Annotated in this window: 17 protein-coding genes; 7 read left to right on the top strand and 10 right to left on the bottom strand. The window is 69.7% G+C overall.

What is annotated here, in order from left to right:
• Nucleotides 1–63: 63 nt before the first annotated feature.
• Entirely contained in the window at nucleotides 64–1098 is a 1035-nt protein-coding gene (locus AC1P0E_RS20850) for a glycosyltransferase family 2 protein (protein ID WP_482743653.1), read from the bottom strand.
• Nucleotides 1099–1222: 124 nt separating this feature from the next.
• On the opposite strand from AC1P0E_RS20850, the gene AC1P0E_RS20845 reads away from it, so the two are divergent.
• Nucleotides 1223–2650 carry an LCP family protein gene (locus AC1P0E_RS20845; protein ID WP_482743652.1) on the top strand — a complete coding sequence of 476 codons (1428 nt, stop codon included), beginning with the start codon at nucleotides 1223–1225 and terminating at the stop codon, nucleotides 2648–2650.
• 9 nt (nucleotides 2651–2659) lie between these two features.
• Here the strand turns inward: AC1P0E_RS20845 and AC1P0E_RS20840 are convergent, their stop codons facing one another.
• A complete protein-coding gene (locus AC1P0E_RS20840) occupies nucleotides 2660–3214 on the bottom strand; it encodes an acyl-CoA thioesterase (RefSeq protein WP_454379045.1) in 555 nt (184 codons plus the stop codon).
• A 108-nt stretch (nucleotides 3215–3322) separates the two neighbouring features.
• On the opposite strand from AC1P0E_RS20840, the gene AC1P0E_RS20835 reads away from it, so the two are divergent.
• The 3 genes from AC1P0E_RS20835 (at nucleotide 3323) to AC1P0E_RS20825 (ending at nucleotide 5386) form a co-directional block, all read left to right on the top strand.
• A complete protein-coding gene (locus tag AC1P0E_RS20835; protein WP_482743651.1) occupies nucleotides 3323–4585 on the top strand; it encodes an LCP family protein in 1263 nt (420 codons plus the stop codon).
• Nucleotides 4586–4694: 109 nt separating this feature from the next.
• Nucleotides 4695–5084 carry a type II toxin-antitoxin system RelE/ParE family toxin gene (locus tag AC1P0E_RS20830; protein WP_482743650.1) on the top strand — a complete coding sequence of 130 codons (390 nt, stop codon included), beginning with the start codon at nucleotides 4695–4697 and terminating at the stop codon, nucleotides 5082–5084.
• Nucleotides 5081–5386: a helix-turn-helix domain-containing protein gene (locus AC1P0E_RS20825; RefSeq protein WP_482743649.1), complete on the top strand. Its 306-nt coding sequence runs from the start codon at nucleotides 5081–5083 to the stop codon at nucleotides 5384–5386. Before AC1P0E_RS20830 ends, AC1P0E_RS20825 begins: the two co-directional genes overlap by 4 nt.
• A 75-nt stretch (nucleotides 5387–5461) precedes the next feature.
• On the opposite strand, the gene AC1P0E_RS20820 is transcribed toward AC1P0E_RS20825, so the two are convergent.
• On the bottom strand, nucleotides 5462–6619 hold the full coding sequence (locus AC1P0E_RS20820) for an acyl-CoA dehydrogenase (RefSeq protein WP_482743648.1): 1158 nt from the start codon (nucleotides 6617–6619) through the stop codon (nucleotides 5462–5464).
• Nucleotides 6620–6795: 176 nt separating this feature from the next.
• Between AC1P0E_RS20820 and AC1P0E_RS20815 the strand changes: the two genes are divergently transcribed.
• Nucleotides 6796–8142, top strand: coding sequence for a UDP-glucose dehydrogenase family protein (locus tag AC1P0E_RS20815; RefSeq protein ID WP_482745842.1), 1347 nt, complete (start codon nucleotides 6796–6798; stop codon nucleotides 8140–8142).
• Nucleotides 8143–8300: 158 nt separating this feature from the next.
• On the opposite strand, the gene AC1P0E_RS20810 is transcribed toward AC1P0E_RS20815, so the two are convergent.
• The 4 genes from AC1P0E_RS20810 to AC1P0E_RS20795 all read right to left on the bottom strand — a co-directional run bounded on the left by AC1P0E_RS20810 (nucleotide 8301) and on the right by AC1P0E_RS20795 (nucleotide 13172).
• A complete protein-coding gene (locus AC1P0E_RS20810) occupies nucleotides 8301–9569 on the bottom strand; it encodes a dipeptidase (protein WP_482743647.1) in 1269 nt (422 codons plus the stop codon).
• Nucleotides 9570–10198: 629 nt separating this feature from the next.
• Nucleotides 10199–11386, bottom strand: a complete 1188-nt coding sequence (locus AC1P0E_RS20805; protein ID WP_482743646.1) for a dipeptidase — start codon at nucleotides 11384–11386, stop codon at nucleotides 10199–10201.
• Nucleotides 11383–11922 (bottom strand): 5-(carboxyamino)imidazole ribonucleotide mutase, encoded by a 540-nt coding sequence (gene purE, locus AC1P0E_RS20800; RefSeq protein ID WP_482743645.1) that lies wholly within the window; start codon nucleotides 11920–11922, stop codon nucleotides 11383–11385. The genes AC1P0E_RS20805 and purE overlap by 4 nt, the downstream gene beginning before the upstream one ends.
• On the bottom strand, nucleotides 11919–13172 hold the full coding sequence (locus AC1P0E_RS20795; RefSeq protein WP_482745841.1) for a 5-(carboxyamino)imidazole ribonucleotide synthase: 1254 nt from the start codon (nucleotides 13170–13172) through the stop codon (nucleotides 11919–11921). Before AC1P0E_RS20795 ends, purE begins: the two co-directional genes overlap by 4 nt.
• A 107-nt stretch (nucleotides 13173–13279) precedes the next feature.
• Between AC1P0E_RS20795 and AC1P0E_RS20790 the strand changes: the two genes are divergently transcribed.
• Nucleotides 13280–13801 (top strand): GtrA family protein, encoded by a 522-nt coding sequence (locus AC1P0E_RS20790; RefSeq protein WP_482743644.1) that lies wholly within the window; start codon nucleotides 13280–13282, stop codon nucleotides 13799–13801.
• Here the strand turns inward: AC1P0E_RS20790 and AC1P0E_RS20785 are convergent.
• Nucleotides 13794–15068 carry an ATP-binding protein gene (locus AC1P0E_RS20785; protein WP_482743643.1) on the bottom strand — a complete coding sequence of 425 codons (1275 nt, stop codon included), beginning with the start codon at nucleotides 15066–15068 and terminating at the stop codon, nucleotides 13794–13796. The genes AC1P0E_RS20790 and AC1P0E_RS20785 overlap by 8 nt on opposite strands.
• Before the next feature lie 15 nt (nucleotides 15069–15083).
• Nucleotides 15084–15761: a response regulator transcription factor gene (locus AC1P0E_RS20780; RefSeq protein WP_482743642.1), complete on the bottom strand. Its 678-nt coding sequence runs from the start codon at nucleotides 15759–15761 to the stop codon at nucleotides 15084–15086.
• A gap of 378 nt (nucleotides 15762–16139) precedes the next feature.
• Here AC1P0E_RS20780 and AC1P0E_RS20775 point away from each other — a divergent pair, with 378 nt between their 5' ends.
• Nucleotides 16140–17645, top strand: a complete 1506-nt coding sequence (locus AC1P0E_RS20775) for a peptide MFS transporter (protein WP_482743641.1) — start codon at nucleotides 16140–16142, stop codon at nucleotides 17643–17645.
• A gap of 94 nt (nucleotides 17646–17739) precedes the next feature.
• Here the strand turns inward: AC1P0E_RS20775 and AC1P0E_RS20770 are convergent, their stop codons facing one another.
• Nucleotides 17740–19146 carry a hypothetical protein gene (locus tag AC1P0E_RS20770; RefSeq protein WP_482745840.1) on the bottom strand — a complete coding sequence of 469 codons (1407 nt, stop codon included), beginning with the start codon at nucleotides 19144–19146 and terminating at the stop codon, nucleotides 17740–17742.
• Nucleotides 19147–19151: the final 5 nt, after the last annotated feature.

Here is a 19151-nt window from a genome sequence, read left to right as displayed (position 1 = left end):
TACGGAGAAGAAGCCCCGGGCCACGCGAATGTCGCGCGGCCCGGGGCTTCTTCTCCGTACGTACTACGCCTGGGTCCGGGCCTCGGCGTCGGCCGTCCGGACCGCCGGGCGGCGGCTCGCGATGACCTTCTTCGCGAGGGCGCGCGGGCTGGTCAGGAAGCCGAAGCCCCACGACATGTGCATGGTCGCCAGGGCGACGGGGATCTGCGCCCGCGCCTTCAGCGACAGGCCCTTGCCCGCCGGGACCGAGCCCGCCACGATCGCCGCCAGGTAGCCGGCCGGGACGACGAAGCCCCAGGGCGTGAGCGCGGCGCCGACGACGATGCCCGCGGCGATCGCGCAGACGGCGGTCGGCGGGGCGAGGTAGCGCAGGTTGATCGAGCCGGCGTGGTAGCGGGCGACGACGTGCCGCCAGCGGCCGTAGTCCTTGTACTGCTTGGCGAGGGCCTTGACGGAGGGCCTCGGGCGGTACTGGACCTTGAGCTCGGGCGAGAACCAGATCAGGCCGCCCGCCTCGCGGATCCGGAAGTTCAGCTCCCAGTCCTGGGCGCGGATGAACTCCTCGTTGTAGCCGCCCTGCTGTTCCAGGGCCTCGCGGCGGAAGACACCCAGGTACACGGTCTCCGCCGGCGCGGCCTCGCCGCCCGTGTGGAACGCCGCGTTGCCGACGCCGATCTTCGACGTCATCGCGGCCGCGACCGCGTCCTCCCAGGCGTTCTCGCCCTCGGCGTGCATGATGCCGCCGACGTTCTGCGCGCCGGTTTCCTCCAGGAGGCGGACGGCGGTCGCGATGTAGTTCGGCGAGAGCATTCCGTGGCCGTCGACCCGCACCACGACGGGGTGCCGGGAGGCCCTGATGGCCGCGTTCAGCGCTGCCGGGGTACGGCCGGTGGGATTCGGGACGGTGTGGACGCGAGCGTCCTCCCGTACCAGTTCGGCGGCGATCTCCTCGGTCCGGTCCGAGGACGGGCCGATCGCGATCACCACCTCCATCTCGCCGTCGTACTCCTGCTCCAGGATGTGGCGGACCGAGTTGCGCAGATGCCGCTCCTCATTGAGGACCGGCATGATCACGGAGACTGCGGGTGTGGCGTTCATATCGGGGGTCACGTTACCGCGAACGGGGGACACGGGGCGCAGCGGCCGCGTCGCTGCCCGGGACGTTGATCGTATGGGCCTACGTTGCCGGTGATCCCCCCTTGCCTTCGCGGAGGTTTCCCACGTGCCCAAGTCGCCCCGTCCGCAGAAGGGCCGCAGTCGAAGGCAGGACGAGCGCCCTCCGTGGTCGATGCGCCTGTTCACCACGATCTCGGTCCTTGTGCTGTGCGCGGGTGGCATCGGTCACGCCGTGGTCTCCGGGATGGAGACCGGTATCGAGCGGGTCGACCCGTTCAAGGACATGAAGAACCGCCCGGCGGCCGGCCACGGCACGAACATCCTGCTCGTCGGCACCGACGGCCGCGACAAGATCACGGCGGAGGAGAAGGAGAAGTACCGGCTGGGCGGCGAACCCTGCCACTGCACCGACACGATCATGGTGGTGCACATCTCCGCCGACAAGGAGCGCGCGAGCATCGTGAGCCTGCCGCGCGACAGCTACGCCGAGGTGCCCGAGCACACCGACCAGTCGACCGGCAAGCACCACAACACGCACCCGGCGAAGATCAACGCCGCGTACGCGGAAGGCGGTCCGGGGCTCACAGTGCGGACCGTGGAGCACATGACGAAGGTGAAGATCGACCACTATCTGGAGGTCGACTTCAGCAGCTTCATGAAGACGGTGGACGTGATCGGCGGGGTCGAGGTCTGCACGGTCCGCCCGCTCAAGGACAACTACACCGGCCTCGACCTGCCCGTCGGCACCCACCGGCTGAACGGCGGCCAGGCCCTCCAGTACGTCCGTTCCCGGCACATCGACGGCGCCTCCGACTTCGGCCGGATGCAGCGCCAGCAGCGCTTCCTCGCCGCCCTCATCGCGAAGGCCGGCACGCGCGGCGTCCTGCTCAACCCGGTGAAGCTGCGGGAGATGACATCCACGCTGCTCGGCTCGGTACGGGCGGACAAGGGCTTCGGTACGGAGGAGATCCTCGCGCTGGGGCAGGCGATGCGGGGCTTCACACCGGCGTCGTCGGAGTTCACGTCCGTACCGGTCGCCGGAGCCGGCCCTCCCGTGGAGGGCATCGGCTCGACCGTCAAATGGGACGAGGCGAAGTCCAAGAAGCTCTTCCAGTCCCTGCGCGAGGACAAGCCGCTCGCGCCGGTGCGTCCCAAGAAGACGGCGACGCTCGTCGACGTGGCGCCGCAGCAGATCGCCGTACAGGTCTACAACGGGACGCTGACCAGGGGCATCGGCAAGCGCGTGGACGACGCGCTGCGCTCCACCGGCTTCAGGACCACCCGCGCCCCCGAGGACGCGGACCGGCACGATGTGCGGCGCACGCTCGTCACGTACGACCCGCGCTGGGACCGCTCGGCGAAGTCGCTCCAGGCGGCGCTGCCCGGATGCGAGCTGCGGGCGGTGGAGGGGCAGGGCGGGCTGATGAAGGTGCTGGCGGGTACGGACTTCAAGGGTGTGCGGCCGGTACGGGCGGACGATCCGTACCACGGGGAGTTCGGCACGGTCACCGGCGACCAGGTCGTCTGCCCGTAACGGAGCGCGTCAGATCTCCGTGTCCAGACCCTCGGCGGCGCGCTTGTCCCGAAGTTCCTTGATCGCGCGGCGGCGCGCGAGGCGGTGCGTGCGCCGGATCTGCGCCTCCTGGTAGCGGCGGCGGTCGCGCTCCGTCTCGGGTACGACGGGCGGGACGCGGCGGGGCTTGCCGTCGGCGTCGACGGCGGCGAACACGAGGTAGGCGCTGCCGACCTGGGTGGCCGGGGTCGACTCGTTCCAGCGCTCGGCCAGGACCCGTACGCCGACCTCCATCGAGGACCGGCCCGTCCAGTTGACCTGTGCCTTCACATGGACCAGGTCCCCGACCCTGACCGGCTCCAGGAAGACCATCTCGTCCATGGAGGCGGTGACGGCCGGCCCGCCGGAGTGCCGGCCCGCCACGGCGCCCGCCGCGTCGTCCACCAGCTTCATGATCACGCCGCCGTGCACCGTGCCGAGGAGGTTGGTGTCGCTGCCCGTCATGATGTGGCTGAGCGTGGTGCGGGAGGCTGCGGTGGGCTTGCCCGGAATATCATCTTCCGGGTGCTGGGGCTGATCTGTCATGCCCTCCACCTTATGCGTGGGGCACATTGCATCAGCTCTGCAACAGCCCTGCCCCGATTTCCCACCCGCCCTGTAAGCGGCCCACCCTCTGCCTGCACACTGGTCCGCATGAGCGACTGGCCGGACGGATGGAACGACCGCAACGACCCGCACGGGCGCGGCAGCGGCGGCGCGCAGCCCGAGGGCGCGCGGGTGATGAGGCATGTCCAGCGCGGCCAGGTCCCGCCGCCCGCCGCCCCCGTCCCTCCGGTGCGCCACCCGGTGCCGCAGCAGCCGCAGGGTTACGACGACGGCTACGGCCAGGGCTCCCACGGCGACGGCTACAACACGGGCCAGGTCTACGGCGGTGGCGGCGGTGGCCGGCCGCCCCGCGCGCCGCGCGTCGGCCCGGCGCCGGACTGGAGACGCCGCTTCAAGGTCGGATCACTGACGCTGGTCGTCGTGCTCCTCGCCCTATCCATCGGTACGTACTTCTGGGCCGACGGCAAGCTCAAGCGCGAGGTCGACCTGGCGAAGGTCATCGACCGGCCGGAGGCCGGCGACGGCACCAATTACCTGATCGTGGGCTCCGACAGCCGCGAGGGCATGAGCGCCGACGACAAGCAGAGGCTGCGCACCGGGTCGGCCGAGGGCAAGCGGACCGACTCGATGATGATCCTTCACGACGGCTCCAACGGCCCGACGCTCATCTCGCTGCCGCGCGACTCCGACGTGGAGATACCGTCCTTCGTCGGCTCGGAGTCCGGTAAGAAGTTCCCGGCCCAGGGCCGGCGCGTGAAGCTGAACGCGGCGTACGCCGAGGACGGCCCCGAGCTGCTGGTGCGTACCGTCGAGCACAACACCAACCTCCGCATCGACCACTACGTCGAGATCGGCTTCGCCGGCTTCGCCAACATCGTGGACGCGATCGGCGGCGTGGAGATGGACATCCCGAAGGCCTTCAAGGACAAGAAGTCGGGCGCCGATTTCCAGGCGGGCAAGCAGACCCTCAACGGCGAGCAGTCCCTGGCCTTCGTCCGTACGCGCTACGCCTTCGCGGGCAGCGACCTCGACCGTACGAAGAACCAGCAGAAGTTCCTGGCGGCGCTGGCGAGCCAGACGGCGACGCCGGGCACGATCCTCAACCCGTTCAAGCTCTACCCGACCATGGGCGCCGGCCTCGACACGCTGATCGTCGACAAGGACATGAGCCTGTGGTCCCTGGGCCAGATGTTCTTTGCCATGAAGGGCGTCACGGGCGGCGAGGGTACGTCGATGAACATCCCGATCTCGGGCAGCAGCGGCGGCAACCTGGTCTGGGACAAGGCGAAGGTCGCGCAGCTCGTGCAGCAGCTCAAGAACGACGAGAAGGTCACGGTCACCGGTAATTAGGGGCGGCGGGCATGCACGGCGGAGGGGCTCGGACGGATCACCGTCCGAGCCCCTCCGTCTTCCGCGGCGCACAATTGCCCCCGACATTAGCTTGAGCTAATATCTGGGGGTGGATGGCCGCCCGTACGAGCTGAGGTTCTTCAGCGATGTCCTGGAGTGGATTCAAGCGCTCGCGAAGGAGGATCCGGATAGTCACGATCACGTCATCGCCGCGTTGGAGAGACTTCAAGAATCGGGGCCGGCACTACGTCGTCCGACCGTGGGCGCCATCGAGGACAGCCGTTTCCGCAACATGCGTGAGCTTCGCCCGCGTAGCGGGAGCACGGTCAGCATCCGGATGCTGTTCATCTTCGATCCAGTACGACGGGCAGTGTTTCTCGTTGCGGGGAACAAGGCGAGCGGGCGACAGTGGACGGCTTGGTACCCCAAAGCGATCAGAGAGGCCGACGCCAAGTACATCGCCTACCTTGAAGCTTTGAAGGAGGAGGACAAATCATGAAGCTCGGCAGCATGACCGACCTCACGGCAGACATCACGCCGGAGAAGCGCGAGCGCATCGACGCCATCAAGCGAGAGATGGTCGACGCGGAGCGGGGACATGAACTGGCCTCGCTCCGGAAAGCTCAGGGGATGACGCAGGTCCAGGTGGCGAAGGCCATGGGGGTGACTCAGGGGCGCATCAGCCAGATCGAGCGTGGGGGTGTGCGTCTGGATACGTCGACCATGGCTGCCTACCTCGAAGCCATCGGCGGGGAGCTGACAATACTGGCCACGGTGGGCAACGTATCGGTACGGCTCTGACGGCCGGCCCCAAGTGCAGAGGCGCGGCCCCCGGCACGATGCCGGGGGCCGACTGGTCTGTATCCGGGATTCGGGTTACGGCAGGTTGCGGGCCATGACGATGCGCTGGACCTGGTTCGTACCTTCGTAAATCTGCGTGATCTTGGCGTCGCGCATCATGCGCTCCACCGGGTAGTCGCGGGTGTAGCCGTAGCCGCCGAGGAGCTGGACCGCGTCCGTGGTGATCTCCATGGCCGCGTCGGATGCGTAGCACTTGGCCGCGGCGCCGAAGAAGGTCAGGTCCGCGTCGACCCGCTCGGACTTGGCAGCGGCCGCGTACGTCAGCTGGCGGGCGGCCTCCAGCTTCATGGCCATGTCGGCCAGCATGAACTGGACGCCCTGGAAGTCGCCGATCGGCTTGCCGAACTGCTTGCGCTCCTGGACGTAACCCCTGGCGTAGTCGAGGGCTCCCTGGGCGATGCCGAGCGCCTGGGCCGCGATCGTGATGCGGGTGTGGTCCAGGGTCTTCATCGCCGTGGCGAAGCCGGTGCCCTCCTCGCCGATCATGCGGTCGGCGGGGATGCGGACGTTGTCGAGGTAGACCTCGCAGGTCGGCGAGCCCTTGATGCCGAGCTTCTTCTCCGGGGCGCCGAAGGAGACGCCTTCGTCCGACTTCTCGACGACGAAGGCGCTGATGCCCTTGGAACGCTTGGTCGGGTCGGTGACGGCCATGACCGTGTAGTACTCGCTGACGCCCGCGTTGGTGATCCACCGCTTCACGCCGTTAAGGACCCAGTAGTCGCCGTCGCGGACCGCCTTGGTCTTCATGCCCGCCGCGTCGGAGCCCGCGTCCGGCTCGGACAGGGCGTACGAGAACATGCCCTCGCCCTTGGCGAGCGGGGTCATGTACTTCTTCTTGAGGTCCTCGCTGCCGGAGAGGATGACCGGGAGTGAGCCGAGCTTGTTGACCGCCGGGATCAGGGAGGAGGAGGCGCAGACACGCGCGACCTCTTCGATGACGATGACGGTGGCCAGCGCGTCGGCGCCCGCGCCGCCGTAGGCCTCGGGGACGTGGATGGCCTGGAGGTCGGAGGTGACCAGGGCGTCCAGCGCCTCCTGCGGGAAGCGGGCCTCCTCGTCGACCTCTGCGGCGTACGGCGCGATCTTCGCCTCGGCGAGCGAGCGCACCGCGTCACGGAGCATGTCGTGCTCTTCGGACGGGCGGTACAGGTCGAAATCAGGCGAGCCTGCCAAGGTCTCTCACTCCCCAAAGATGCTAACTACCGTTAAGTAACCCAATTTTAGGGGGCAGGCCGCCCCGAGGGATACGTGAGCTTGCCGACAGGGGGCAACGCGGGAGCCGGTTCCCGTGGGCATGCCCGACTATGCTCGGTCGGCGAATGTCTGCCCGTATCTCTCTGGAGCACTCCATGGCCCTCAAGATCACCGTGATCGGCACCGGATACCTCGGCGCCACACACGCCGCGGCCATGGCTGAGCTGGGCTTCGAAGTCCTCGGCCTCGATGTGGTGCCGGAGAAGATCGAGATGCTGGCGGCCGGGAAGGTCCCGATGTACGAACCGGGGCTCGAGGAGCTGCTGCGCAAGCACGTCGCGGGCATCGAGGGCTCCAGCGGACGCCTGCGCTTCACGACCTCCTGGGAGGAGATCGGCGCGTTCGGCGACGTGCACTTCGTGTGCGTGAACACGCCGCAGAAGCACGGCGAGTACGCGTGCGACATGAGTTACGTCGAGTCCGCCTTCGCCTCGCTCGCGCCGCAGCTCACCCGCCCCGCCCTCGTCGTCGGCAAGTCGACCGTCCCGGTCGGCAGCGCCGCCCGGCTCGCGGCGAAGCTCGCGGAGCTGGCGCCGGTGGGGGCGGACGCGGAGCTGGCGTGGAACCCGGAGTTCCTGCGCGAGGGGTTCGCCGTACAGGACACGCTGCACCCGGACCGGATCGTGGCGGGCGTGGAGAGCGAGCGCGCGGAGAAGCTGCTGCGCGAGGTGTACGCCGGTCCGATCGAGGGAGGGTCGCCCTTCGTCGTGACGGACTTCCCGACCGCCGAGCTGGTGAAGACGTCCGCGAACTCCTTCCTGGCGACGAAGATCTCGTTCATCAACGCCATGGCCGAGGTGTGCGAGGCGGCCGACGGCGACGTGGTGAAGCTGGCCGAGGCGATCGGGTACGACGAACGGATCGGCAAGAAGTTCCTGCGGGCGGGCATCGGGTTCGGCGGCGGGTGTCTGCCGAAGGACATCCGGGCGTTCATGGCGCGCGCGGGTGAGCTGGGCGCCGACCAGGCCCTCACCTTCCTGCGCGAGGTCGACTCGATCAACATGCGCCGGCGCGGTCACATGGTCGAGCTGGCGCGCGAGGCGGTGGGCGGCACCGGCGGCTTCCTGGGCAAGCGGGTCGCGGTGCTGGGCGCGACCTTCAAGCCGGACTCGGACGACGTACGGGACTCGCCCGCGCTCAATGTCGCCGGGCAGATCCACCTCCAGGGCGGCCAGGTCACGGTCTACGACCCGAAGGGCATGGAGAACGCGCAGCGTCTCTTCCCGACCCTGGGCTACGCGCCGACCGCCGTCGACGCGGTGCGCGGCGCGGATGTGGTGCTGCACCTGACGGAGTGGCGCGAGTTCCGGGAGCTGGACCCGGAGGCACTGGGCGAGGTGGCTTCGGAGCGGCTGATCCTGGACGGGCGCAACGCGCTGGACCCGGAGCTGTGGCGCGGGGCGGGCTGGACGTACCGGGCGATGGGCCGCCCGAAGGCGTAAGGATGGTTCGGTTTCTCGGGGCGCCCCCTTGAGCCGAGGCCGGTGGCGGCCCGGCGCGAGGGGGCGCCTTTGCGTTTCCTGCCCGCCGCCTCGTCAGCTCCTCGGGCGGCGGGCGCGGCACCCGTTCTGCCTCTGCTCCTCCTGATCGGCGACCGCCGTCACGGGGCGATGGGCACGGGGCGGCGCCGACGGGCGGCGCGGGAGGTGAACTCCGTGTCCCGTACCACCCGTGCGGCGTTGCCCCACGTCAGCAGGGCGATGTCGGCCCCGTCCCAACCGCGGTCGAGAAGCTCCGCGATGAGATGCGGGTAGCAGGAGACGTCCCGGAGGTCGTTCGCGTGCGGTACGTCCGCCACATCCGCCCCGTACATGCCGCTCAGTCCCACACACTCCCTGCCCGCCACCTCGCGCACGTGATCGAGGTGATCGGCCACCCGGCGCACGGTCTGTTCGGGGGCGAAGCCGACCATGCAGACGCCCTTGTACGGGGTGAGGGCGCGCAGTACGTCGTCGGAGGCGTTGGCCGGGGCGTCGGTCAGCGCGCGGGCGCCCGAGTGGGAGAGGACGACCGGGGCGCGGCTGACGGACAGCACGCCGTGCACGGTTTCGGCCGGGGCGCCGGTCAGGTCGATGAGTACGCCGAGGCGGTTCATCTCCCGTACGACTTCCTGCCCGAAGGGGGTCAGCCCCTCCCCCTTGGCCCCTGCCCAGCGCGTGCCGACGAACGCGAGGCTGCGTACGCCGAGTGCGTGGTAGGCGCGGAGCGTGCCCAGGGACTCGCCGAGGGCGTGGCCGGAGACGGGGCCGAGGAGGGAGGCGATGCGTCCGCAGTTGCGGGCGTCGGCCATGTCGCCGGCGGTGAGGGCGAGGCGCAGGCCTTCGGGGTAGGCCGCCACGACCTTCTTGACGAGGTCGATCTGCTCGAGCGTGGCGCTGATGGCCCGGTCGCCGGCGTACTCCGCCGGGACGAGGAGCGACCAGAACTGGGCGCCTACGCCGCCGGTGCGCAGGCGGGGGATGTCGGTGTCGAGGGTGCTCTCACCGAGTTCGAGATCGTGCCACTGGCGCTCCCCGAGGGTCCGGGCGAGGTGGTTGTACCCGTCGGCGACGGGATGCTCGACGAGGAGCGCGCGGGCGCGGCTGAGGCTGTCCTGGGGGACGGCGGGCGCGAGCTGGGGCTCGCTGGGCTCGGGCTCGGGCTCGGGCTCGAGCCCGGGCTCGGGCTCGGGTTCGACGAGATCGGGATCGACGAGCTCTGTCGGCGGCTCGGGCTCGAGCTCGGTGATCTCTGCCGGCGGCGCGGGCTGAAGCACGGACTCCGGTCGTGCGGGTTCCGTGTGGTTCGGGACGGCCGTCGGCGTTATTCGGTCGAGCTCGCCGACCGCGGTGGTGGACGAAGAGTGCGGGTCGTCCTGCAGATCTGCCATGACGGGACTCCGAATTCATGGACGCAGTACGGCCACGGTGCCACGGGAGCGGCGAGGGTTCGCGGCGAGTGGTGCGTTCGGGGTACGGCCCGTGCGTGCGGCGGAGTCGGGGGGCCGCTGCGCGGGGCTTCCCCTACCCGCCCCTTCCCGAACTGGGGGCACGCCCCCAGACCCCCGGGGTGACGGTTGCCGGTAACCACTACCCGGCCCGCCCGTACGAGGAGCGCGATGAAAAGCGCAGGCTTCCAGCGGACCACACCCACCGCCGGCCCCCGCAGACCCTTGACGCATTCACCCCCCGGGACCACCCGACACGGCAGAGAACCGGCCGCCCGTAGGCGGAGGAGCCTTGAGAGGCGCAGGCTTCCGGTGGGGCCGGCCGTGCCCGGCGTCGGGTCCTGCGGGTCGGTGGTGGGCCTTCGAGGGGGTTGGGGGCGCGCCCCATCCCGGTCCATCGGTCGCGGTGGCAGGAGGGGACGTGGCGGGGCGCTCCCCGCAGGGTGTCGAATGCAACCAGGCCGAACGAAGCGCGTTGCCCGAACGTTCGGCACCCGAGGAGACGCCCCGGCGCGGCACCGACCCCGAAGCCCCCAGGCAGTACCGGCACCGGCACCGCCGCCGTACCCGGCCTACCCGTCCAGTTCGGTCAGTGTCGCGTTCGGCACCGGGCGGTGTCGGAGTGCCCTGGACACCGCCTCCGCGTCGCGCAGCGCCCGTACCGCGTTGTGCCACGTCAGCTTCGCCACGTCCGGGTCCGACCAGCCCCGCCTCAGCAACTCCGCGATCAGGTTCGGGTAGCCCGCCACGTCCTCCAGGCCCGCCGGCGTGAACGCCGTCCCGTCGAAGTCGCCGCCGATGCCCACGTGGTCGATGCCCGCCACCTCGCGCATGTGGTCGAGGTGGTCCGCGACCGTGGCCACCGTCGCGACCGGACGCGGGTTCGCGTCCTCGAACCCGCGCTGCACCTTCATCGCCTCCGACGTCATCGCCAGGTGGTGGAAGCCGTACGCGCGCATGTTCTCGTCCGCGCGCCGCGTCCACTCCACCGCCTCCGGCAGCACGAACTTCGGCACGAACGTCACCATGGCGACCCCGCCGTTCGCGGGCAGCAGCGCCAGTACATCGTCCGGGATGTTGCGCGGGTGGTCGCAGACCGCACGCGCCGAGGAGTGGGAGAAGATCACCGGCGCCACCGACGTGGCCAGCGCCGCCCGCATCGTCGTGGCCGCCACATGGGACAGGTCCACCAGCATGCCGACGCGGTTCATCTCGCGGACCACCTCATGGCCGAAGGGGGAGAGACCGCCCACTCCCGGCTCGTCCGTCGCCGAGTCCGCCCACGCGATGTTGTCGTTGTGCGTCAGGGTCATGTAGCGCACGCCCAGCGTGTGCAGCGCCCGCAGCGTGGCCAGGGAGTTGTTGATCGAGTGGCCACCCTCCGCGCCCATCAGGGAGGCGATCCGCCCGTCCGCCCGCGCCGACTCCATGTCGTCCGCCGTAAGGGCTCGCGCCAGGTCGTCCGGGTAACGGGCCAGGAGCTGGGTGACCACGTCGATCTGCTCCAGCGTGGCGCTCACCGCGTCGTCCCCGGCCAGGTCGGAGCGTACGTACACCGACCAGAACTGCGCGCCCACGCCGCCCGCGCGCAGGCGCGGGATGTCCGTGTGCAGGTGCGCCGACTGGTCGGTGGCGATGTCGCGGCGGTCCACGTCGTAGCGGACCTGCTCGCGCAGCGCCCACGGCAGGTCGTTGTGGCCGTCGACCACCGGGTGCGCGGCCAGCAGCTCGCGGGCCCTGGTCAGGTCCGGGGACGTCACTTGCCGAAGCCGAACGAGTCCGCGCCCTGCGCCTTCGCACGCAGCCGCTTGCCCTTCTCCGTCGCCTGGTCGTTCAGCTCCTGCTGGAACTCCCGCATGCGGGAGAGGAGGTCCGGGTCGTGAGCGGCCAGGATGCGCGCCGCCAGGAGGCCCGCGTTCCGCGCGCCCGCCACCGACACCGTCGCCACCGGTACGCCTGCCGGCATCTGCACGATGGACAGCAGGGAGTCCATACCGTCGAGGTACTTCAGCGGCACCGGTACGCCGATCACCGGCAGCGGCGTCACCGACGCCAGCATGCCCGGCAGGTGCGCCGCGCCGCCCGCACCCGCGATGATCACCTTGAGGCCTCGGCCGTCCGCCTCCTCGCCGTACGCGATCATCTCGCGCGGCATCCGGTGCGCCGAGACGACGTCGACCTCGTACGGAATCGAGAACTCGTCCAGCGCCTTGGCGGCCGCCTCCATGACGGGCCAGTCGGAGTCCGACCCCATCACGATGCCGACTACGGGAGCGGAAGCAGCAGGGGTCGTCATTCGGTGATCGTTCCTCGCAGGTAGCCGGCGGCATGACGGGCGCGCTCCAGCGCGTCGTCGAGGTCGTCGCCGTAGGTGTTGACGTGGCCGACCTTGCGGCCGGGCTTCACGTCCTTTCCGTACATGTGGATCTTGAGCTGCGGGTCACGCGCCATGCAGTGCAGGTACGCCTGGTACATGTCCGGGTAGTCGCCGCCGAGGACGTTCGCCATGACCGTCCACTTCGCGCGCGGACGCGGGTCGCCCAGCGGCAGATCCAGGATCGCGCGGACGTGGTTCGCGAACTGCGACGTCATCGCGCCGTCCTGCGTCCAGTGCCCGGAGTTGTGCGGGCGCATCGCCAGCTCGTTGATCAGGATGCGGCCGTCCGTCGTCTCGAAGAGTTCGACGGCGAGGTGGCCGACGACTCCGAGCTCCTTCGCTATGCGCAGGGCCAGCGCCTGCGCCTGGCCGCCGAGCTCCTCCGAGAGACCGGGCGCCGGGGCGATCACGGTGTCGCACACGCCGTCGACCTGCTGAGACTCGACGACGGGGTAGGCGACGGCCTGGCCGTGCGGGGAGCGGACAATGTTCGCCGCCAGTTCCCGTACGAAGTCGACCTTCTCCTCCGCGAGGACCGGGACGCCGGCCCTGAAGGGCTCCTCGGCGTCCTTCTCGCTGCGTACGAACCAGACGCCCTTGCCGTCGTATCCGCCGCGCACGGTCTTGAGGATCACCGGGAAGCCGCCGGTCTCGGCGGCGAACGCGGCCGCGTCCGCCGGGTCGCTCACGATGCGGTGGCGCGGGCAAGGCGCTCCGATCTGCGTGAGCTTCGCTCGCATCACGCCCTTGTCCTGGGCGTGCACCAGTGCGTCGGGCCCCGGCCGGACGGGGATGCCGTCCGCTTCCAGGGCCCGCAGGTGCTCGGTCGGGACGTGCTCGTGATCGAAGGTGATCACGTCGCAGCCGCGCGCGAAAGCGCGCAGCGTGTCCAGATCGCGGTAGTCGCCGATGACGACATCGCTGACGACCTGGGCCGCCGAGTCCTGGGGGGTGTCACTGAGGAGCTTGAATCTGATGCCGAGGGGGATGCCCGCCTCGTGGGTCATACGGGCGAGCTGACCGCCACCGACCATGCCGACTACGGGGAACGTCACTCCTCCAGGGTATCCGCAGGCCCGAGGGCCCCTGCCCGCGCGTCGCTCGGCCACGTGCCGCCACGCGGACGAACGCGGACGAGCACCCCAGACGAGCGCGGACGAGCGCCGCATCTTCGATGGCGTCCCCAAGCACCTCCGGAGGCCGCTGGTTAGCATGGCTGGGTTGACGACACGACCGAACGTCGACGACACCGAACGAAACGGGGCTTGCGAACACCATGAGTGGACGAGACGGCGGCCCGTTTCGCAGGCGCCTGACCCGGTTCGGGCGCGAGTTCGCGAAGTTCGGGGCGGTCGGCGGCCTGGGGCTCCTCGTCGACCTCGGCGTCTTCAATCTGCTGCGCCATCTCACCGACATTCCGGTGGTACGGGCGAGCATCGCGGCCACGGTCGTCGCGATCGGCTTCAACTACCTGGGATTCCGCTACTTCACCTACCGCGAGCGCGACAAGAACCGCAGGACCAGGGAGCTGACGCTCTTCCTGCTGTTCAGCGTGTTCGGCCTGGTGATCCAGAACGGTGTGCTGTACGCCGCGACGTACGGCTTCGGCTGGGACAGCCCGCTCCAGAGCAACGCGTTCAAGTTCCTCGGCATCGGCATCGCGACCGTCTTCCGGTTCTGGTCGTACCGCACCTGGGTCTTCCAGAAGCTGGCGCCGCAGCCCTTCCTGGACGACCCACGGGCCGTCGAGGCCGAAGTCGCAATCGAAGCCGAAGCCGAAGGCGACCGCGTCACCTGACCGTCGGCTCGGGCGGCGACGCCTCCTCCCTGGGCAGCGCCACCCTGCTCAGGAAGAGCGCGAACACCGGCGGCTGCTGCTGGAGCATTTCCAGGCGCCCGCCGTCGGCCTCCGCCAGATCGCGGGCGACGGCGAGGCCGATCCCGGTGGAGTTGCGGCCGCTGATACTCCGCTCGAAGATCCGCGCACCGAGGTCGGCGGGTACGCCGGGACCCTCGTCGGTCACCTCGATGACCGCCTGGTTGCCGGTGACGCGGGTACGCAGAGCGACCGTACCGCCACCGTGCATCAGGGAGTTCTCGATGAGCGCGGCCAGCACCTGGGCCACCGCGCCCGGCGTGCCGACGGCCCGCATGCCGTGCTTGCCCGAGTGCACGATGGCGCGGCCCGCGCTGCGGTAGGCCGGGCGCCACTCCTCGATCTGCTGCTTGACGACCTCGTCGAGGTCGAAGGTGACGGCGGAGCCGGTGCGCGGGTCGCGGGAGTTCGTGAGCAGCCGCTGTACGACGTCGGTGAGCCGCTCCACCTGCGTCAGCGCGATCGTCGCCTCCTCCTTCACCGTGTCCAGGTCTTCGGTGAGGGTGATCTCCTCCAGCCGCATGGACAGGGCGGTCAGCGGCGTACGGAGCTGATGCGAGGCGTCGGCGGCCAGCCGGCGCTCGGCGGTGAGCATCCGGCCGATGCGCTCGGCGCTGGAGTCGAGGACGTCGGCGACCCGGTCCAGCTCCGGTACGCCGTACCGCTTGTGGCGGGGACGAGGGTCGCCCGAGCCGAGCCGCTCGGCGGTCTCGGCGAGATCGGTGAGCGGTGAGGCGAGCCGGTTCGCCTGGCGTACGGCGAGCAGGACGGCGGCGATCACGGCGAGCAGCGCCACCGCCCCGATGATCATGAGACTTCGGCCGACTTCGTCGGTGACGGTGGAGCGGGACTCCTGGACGGTGACGGTCTCACCGGAGTCGCTTCGCGCGACGCCCGTGATGAGGCTGCCCTCGGGGCGTTCGCCGATCTCGATGGGGGCGCGGCCCGGAAGCTCGATGCGGGCGTACCGCTTGGGGTCGATCTGCTCGCCCAGCACACCCGGGTTGACGCTCTCCTCACCGAGGAGGCGGCTCTCCACGACGCTGATCAGGCGCAGCGCCTCGGAGTCGACGCTCTCCTGGGCGCTGTTGCTGATGGTGCGCGTCTCGACGATGACGAGGGAGACGCCGAAGACGGCGATGACGACGAGCACCACGGCGAGCGTGGAGTTGATCAGACGGCGGCGCATGGCTGTGTGTGTACGTCAGCTCTTCTCGAAGCGGAAGCCGACGCCCCGCACGGTGGCGATGTAACGCGGGTTGGCGGCGTCGTCGCCGAGCTTCTTGCGGAGCCAGGAGATGTGCATGTCGAGGGTCTTGGTCGACGACCACCAGGTGGTGTCCCAGACCTCGCGCATCAGCTGGTCGCGGGTGACGACGCGGCCGGCGTCCCGGACGAGGACCCGCAGGAGGTCGAACTCCTTTGCCGTCAGCTGGAGTTCCTCCTCGCCCATCCAGGCGCGGTGCGACTCGACATCGATCCGTACGCCGTGGATGGAGGGCGCGGGGGCGTGGTCGCCGGCGCCGCGCCGCAGGAGAGCCCGTACGCGGGCGAGCAGCTCGGCGAGGCGGAACGGCTTGGTGACGTAGTCGTCGGCGCCGGCGTCGAGGCCGACGACCGTGTCCACCTCGTCGGCGCGGGCGGTCAGCACCAGGATCGGGATGGCATGGCCCTCGCCGCGCAGCCGGCGGGCCACTTCGAGGCCGTCCATGCCGGGCAGTCCCAGGTCGAGCACGACGAGGTCGATGCCGCCCTGGAGTCCGGCGTCGAGCGCGGACGGACCGTCCTCGCGCACCTCGACCTCGTAACCCTCCCGACGCAGGGCGCGGGCCAGTGGCTCCGAGATGGATGCGTCGTCCTCGGCGAGCAGTACACGGGTCATGAGGTGATGGTAGTCGGCGCGAGGTGCGGGACGTGGCGGGTCGTCGCTTGATCGTTCCGCCCTGCGGCCATGGGATGCGATCCTGGTATCGACCTTCGAATCAGGGCCGTTGGTTCCGGACCACCCTGTGATCCATCTCTCAAGTCCTTCCATATACGCCGGTGTCGTGGCGTATCGTGGCGAGTCGTCTGTAGCAGGACTTGGAGTCCTTTAGGCAGTGAAACACGCCAAAGGACTCTTTCTGTGCGGGATTGGTATCGCCGACCCGAACAGTGATTGACCACGGGCCGGGCCACCTCTCGCGCGACGCCGGCCGCCCCCCACCGGGCGCGTACCCGCTCACGAGGCGGACGCGTCCCGAGCAAGCAAGGATCGACCATGGCGTCCAGCCTGACGAAGGACAGCCCCGGGGCCCCCTCGGGCGAGAAGACCTTCTTCGGCCACCCCCGCGGTATGGCCACGCTCTTCATGACGGAGATGTGGGAGCGCTTCTCCTGGTACGGAATGCGCGCCATCCTCACGCTCTACTTGGTGGCCGCCGTTCTCGACGGCCCCCTGGAGGACCGGAAGGTCCTCGCGGGCGCGATCTACGGCGTGTACAACGCCGTCGTGTACATGGCCGCCATGCCCGGCGGCTGGGTCGCCGACCGCCTCTGGGGCGCGCGCAAGGCCGTTCTCGTCGGCGGCATCGTCATTGCCCTGGGCCACTTCACCCTGGCGATTCCCAGCGACATCGCCTTCTTCTGCGGCCTCGGACTCATCGCAGCCGGCACCGGCCTGCTGAAGCCGAACATCTCCGCGATGGTCGGCGGCCTCTACGAAGGCCAGTCCAGCGCTCGCCGTGACGCCGGTTTCACCCTCTTCTACATGGCCATCAACATCGGTGGCATGGTCGCCCCGCTGCTGGTCGGCTACCTCGGCGAGAACGTCAACTGGCACCTCGGCTTCGCCGTCGCCGGTATCGGCATGACCCTCGCCGTCGTGCAGTACGTCCTGGGCAGCCGCCATCTCGGCGACATCGGCAAGGAGCCGGCCAAGCCCGCCTCGGCCGAGGAGAAGCGCGCGATCCTGCGCAAGGTCGCCCTGTGGGCCGGCATCGCCGCCGCCGCGCTGGTGATCGACCTCGTGCTGGGTACGTACAAGATCGAGCACGTCGTCAACGTCCTGGCCGTACTCGGCGTCGTCGTGCCGATCGTGTACTTCATCGCGATCTTCCGTAACCCCGCCCTCAGCGCCGAAGACCGGCCGAAGATCAAGGCGTACGTGTGGTTCTTCGTGACCGCGGTGCTGTTCTGGATGATCTACGACCAGTCCGGCTCACTGCTGACGATCTTCGCGGACGAGAAGACGGACCGCATGATCGGCGGCTGGGAGTTCCCCGCCTCCTGGTACCAGTCGGTCAACCCGATGATGGTCATCGTCCTGGCCCCGATCTTCGCCGCCCTCTGGGTCAAGCTGGCCACGCGGAACCGTGAGCCCGGCACCCCCATGAAGTTCGCCCTGGCGATGCTCCTCATCGGTGGCTCCTTCGGCATCATGGGCCTCGCCGGCGCCGCCGCCGCGAACAGCGAGACCGGCAAGGTCACCGTCTTCTGGCTGCTGAGCGTCTATCTGGTCCAGACGATCGGTGAGATGTGCCTGTCGCCGGTCGGCCTGTCCCTGTCGACCAAGCTGGCTCCGAAGGTCTTCGTCGGCCAGATCATGGGTCTGTGGTTCCTCGCCAGCGCGACCGGCAACGCCCTGAACGGCTGGACCACCAGGCTCAACGCGCCGATGGGCGACGCCGCGTACTACACGATGTGGGCGATCATCGCCGCCGCGGCCGGTCTCGCCTTCATGACGGCCGGCAAGAAGATCCGTGCGCTCATGGGCAACGTGAAGTAACCCCGCCCCTTCCGGGGCAACGGGAGCGACAAGAACGGGTCGGTACGAAAGCTCTTCGTACCGACCCGTTCTCCCGTTGGCAGGCGTCTGCGCGTCAGCGCGTGCCGCGGAGCCTGTTCCACGGGGTGAACGTGAAGACCGCGCCGCCCAGCAGGATCACCGTGCCGGCGACCAGGCCGAGTGCGCGCAGGCCGCCGTTGTCGGCCGCGCCGGTGTCGGCGAGGCCGCCGCCGGAGTCGGTGCCGCCTGCGCCGGTCGCGGTGCCGCCGCCGGCCGAACCGCCGCCGGTGGAACCGCCTGCGGAACTGCCGCCCGCCGCCCCGCCCGGCTGGGCCGAGATGTCGAGCTCCAGGGAGACCTCCGCCTTGCCCTTGACCGTGCAGGGGATGGTGATCTTCTGGCCGCCCAGGGTTACGTCGATCGTGAGCGTGCCGGGGCTGAGTGTGGACTTGCCGTCGGCGCCGGGCTTGTACGTACCTGTCATGTCCGGCAGGTCCACCGGCTTGCCCTGTTCGAGCGGGTCCTTGTTGGGAGGTCCTGTCACGGGGACGACGCCCTTGTCGGCGCCGCCCAGCAGGACCTCCATGGACGGCTTCAGCGCGCCTGCCGGGAGCGCGGCCGGGCTGTCCATGACGCCCTTGGCGGTCTTGACGATCAGGTCGTAACTGCCTCCGTTCTTCTTGGCGTTGACCGTCACCTTGGAGTTGATGCTCGCCGGGCCCGGCGACTTGCACTCGAAGGCGACGGTGACCTCCTTGCCGGGGAAGTCGCTCTGCCCGCCGTCGCCACCACCGGACGCGGTGCCGCCACCAGATGCGGTGCCGCCACCGGTGGTGGTGCCGCCGGATGCTGAGCTGCCGCCGGACGACGCCGTGCCGCCAGTGGACGCCGTGCCGCCGGACGTGGTTCCGCCCGTATCGCCGCCGCCCGATGCCGTGCCGCCGGACGACGTGCCGCCCGTCGTACCGCCGCCGCCCTCCGTCACCTTGACGGTCGCGGCGGCCTTGACCGTCTCCTTCGGCGTGCACTTGGTGTCCGTGGAGATCGGCTTGCTGACGTTGATGTTGTACGCGTCGGGCGTCAGCGTGATCTCGCCGGCCTTCTCCAGCTTCAGCTTGCCCTTCATGTCCGGCAGCACCATCGGGCTGTTCTTGGGGATCGGCGGGTTCTGCCGCGGCCCTTCCATCTTCAGGTCAACGGTCGCCGCGCCGCCCACCTTGACCGTGCCGGTCGGCTTGACGGTGTCCTTGTCCAGGTCGAGGACGTCGGGGTTCTTGGAAGCGGCCTCGACCGTCTTCCACACCACCTCGATCTCGTCGCCCACCTTGGCCTCCGCGGGTGCGGTGATCTGCACCTTCGTAGTGCCCTGTACGGGCGGCAGGCCGGAGATGGCCGGGGGTATGCACTCGGTCTTGTACGAGACTTCGGCTGCTTGCGCGGGACTCGCCGCGAGCAGGATTCCCGCGCCGCCGAGCATCAGCGCGACGCCGGCCGCGCTCATCCTCC

It is taken from the genome of Streptomyces sp. TRD_SC_5 (assembly GCF_056836825.1).
The sequence above is the reverse complement of the archived record's forward strand: the minus strand, read 5'-3'. Positions and strand labels throughout refer to the sequence as shown.

What these genes read in the sequence shown, in the direction of transcription:
- AC1P0E_RS20850 (WP_482743653.1), bottom strand. Translation starts at nt 1,098, where the DNA reads ATGAACGCCACACCCGCAGTCTCCGTGATCATGCCGGTCCTCAATGAG.
- AC1P0E_RS20840 (WP_454379045.1), bottom strand. Translation starts at nt 3,214, where the DNA reads ATGACAGATCAGCCCCAGCACCCGGAAGATGATATTCCGGGCAAGCCC.
- AC1P0E_RS20835 (WP_482743651.1), top strand. Translation starts at nt 3,323, where the DNA reads ATGAGCGACTGGCCGGACGGATGGAACGACCGCAACGACCCGCACGGG.
- AC1P0E_RS20825 (WP_482743649.1), top strand. Translation starts at nt 5,081, where the DNA reads ATGAAGCTCGGCAGCATGACCGACCTCACGGCAGACATCACGCCGGAG.
- AC1P0E_RS20815 (WP_482745842.1), top strand. Translation starts at nt 6,796, where the DNA reads ATGGCCCTCAAGATCACCGTGATCGGCACCGGATACCTCGGCGCCACA.
- AC1P0E_RS20810 (WP_482743647.1), bottom strand. Translation starts at nt 9,569, where the DNA reads ATGGCAGATCTGCAGGACGACCCGCACTCTTCGTCCACCACCGCGGTC.
- purE (WP_482743645.1), bottom strand. Translation starts at nt 11,922, where the DNA reads ATGACGACCCCTGCTGCTTCCGCTCCCGTAGTCGGCATCGTGATGGGG.
- AC1P0E_RS20795 (WP_482745841.1), bottom strand. Translation starts at nt 13,172, where the DNA reads ATGCGGCGCTCGTCCGCGCTCGTCTGGGGTGCTCGTCCGCGTTCGTCC.
- AC1P0E_RS20790 (WP_482743644.1), top strand. Translation starts at nt 13,280, where the DNA reads ATGAGTGGACGAGACGGCGGCCCGTTTCGCAGGCGCCTGACCCGGTTC.
- AC1P0E_RS20785 (WP_482743643.1), bottom strand. Translation starts at nt 15,068, where the DNA reads ATGCGCCGCCGTCTGATCAACTCCACGCTCGCCGTGGTGCTCGTCGTC.
- AC1P0E_RS20780 (WP_482743642.1), bottom strand. Translation starts at nt 15,761, where the DNA reads ATGACCCGTGTACTGCTCGCCGAGGACGACGCATCCATCTCGGAGCCA.
- AC1P0E_RS20775 (WP_482743641.1), top strand. Translation starts at nt 16,140, where the DNA reads ATGGCGTCCAGCCTGACGAAGGACAGCCCCGGGGCCCCCTCGGGCGAG.
- AC1P0E_RS20770 (WP_482745840.1), bottom strand. Translation starts at nt 19,146, where the DNA reads ATGAGCGCGGCCGGCGTCGCGCTGATGCTCGGCGGCGCGGGAATCCTG.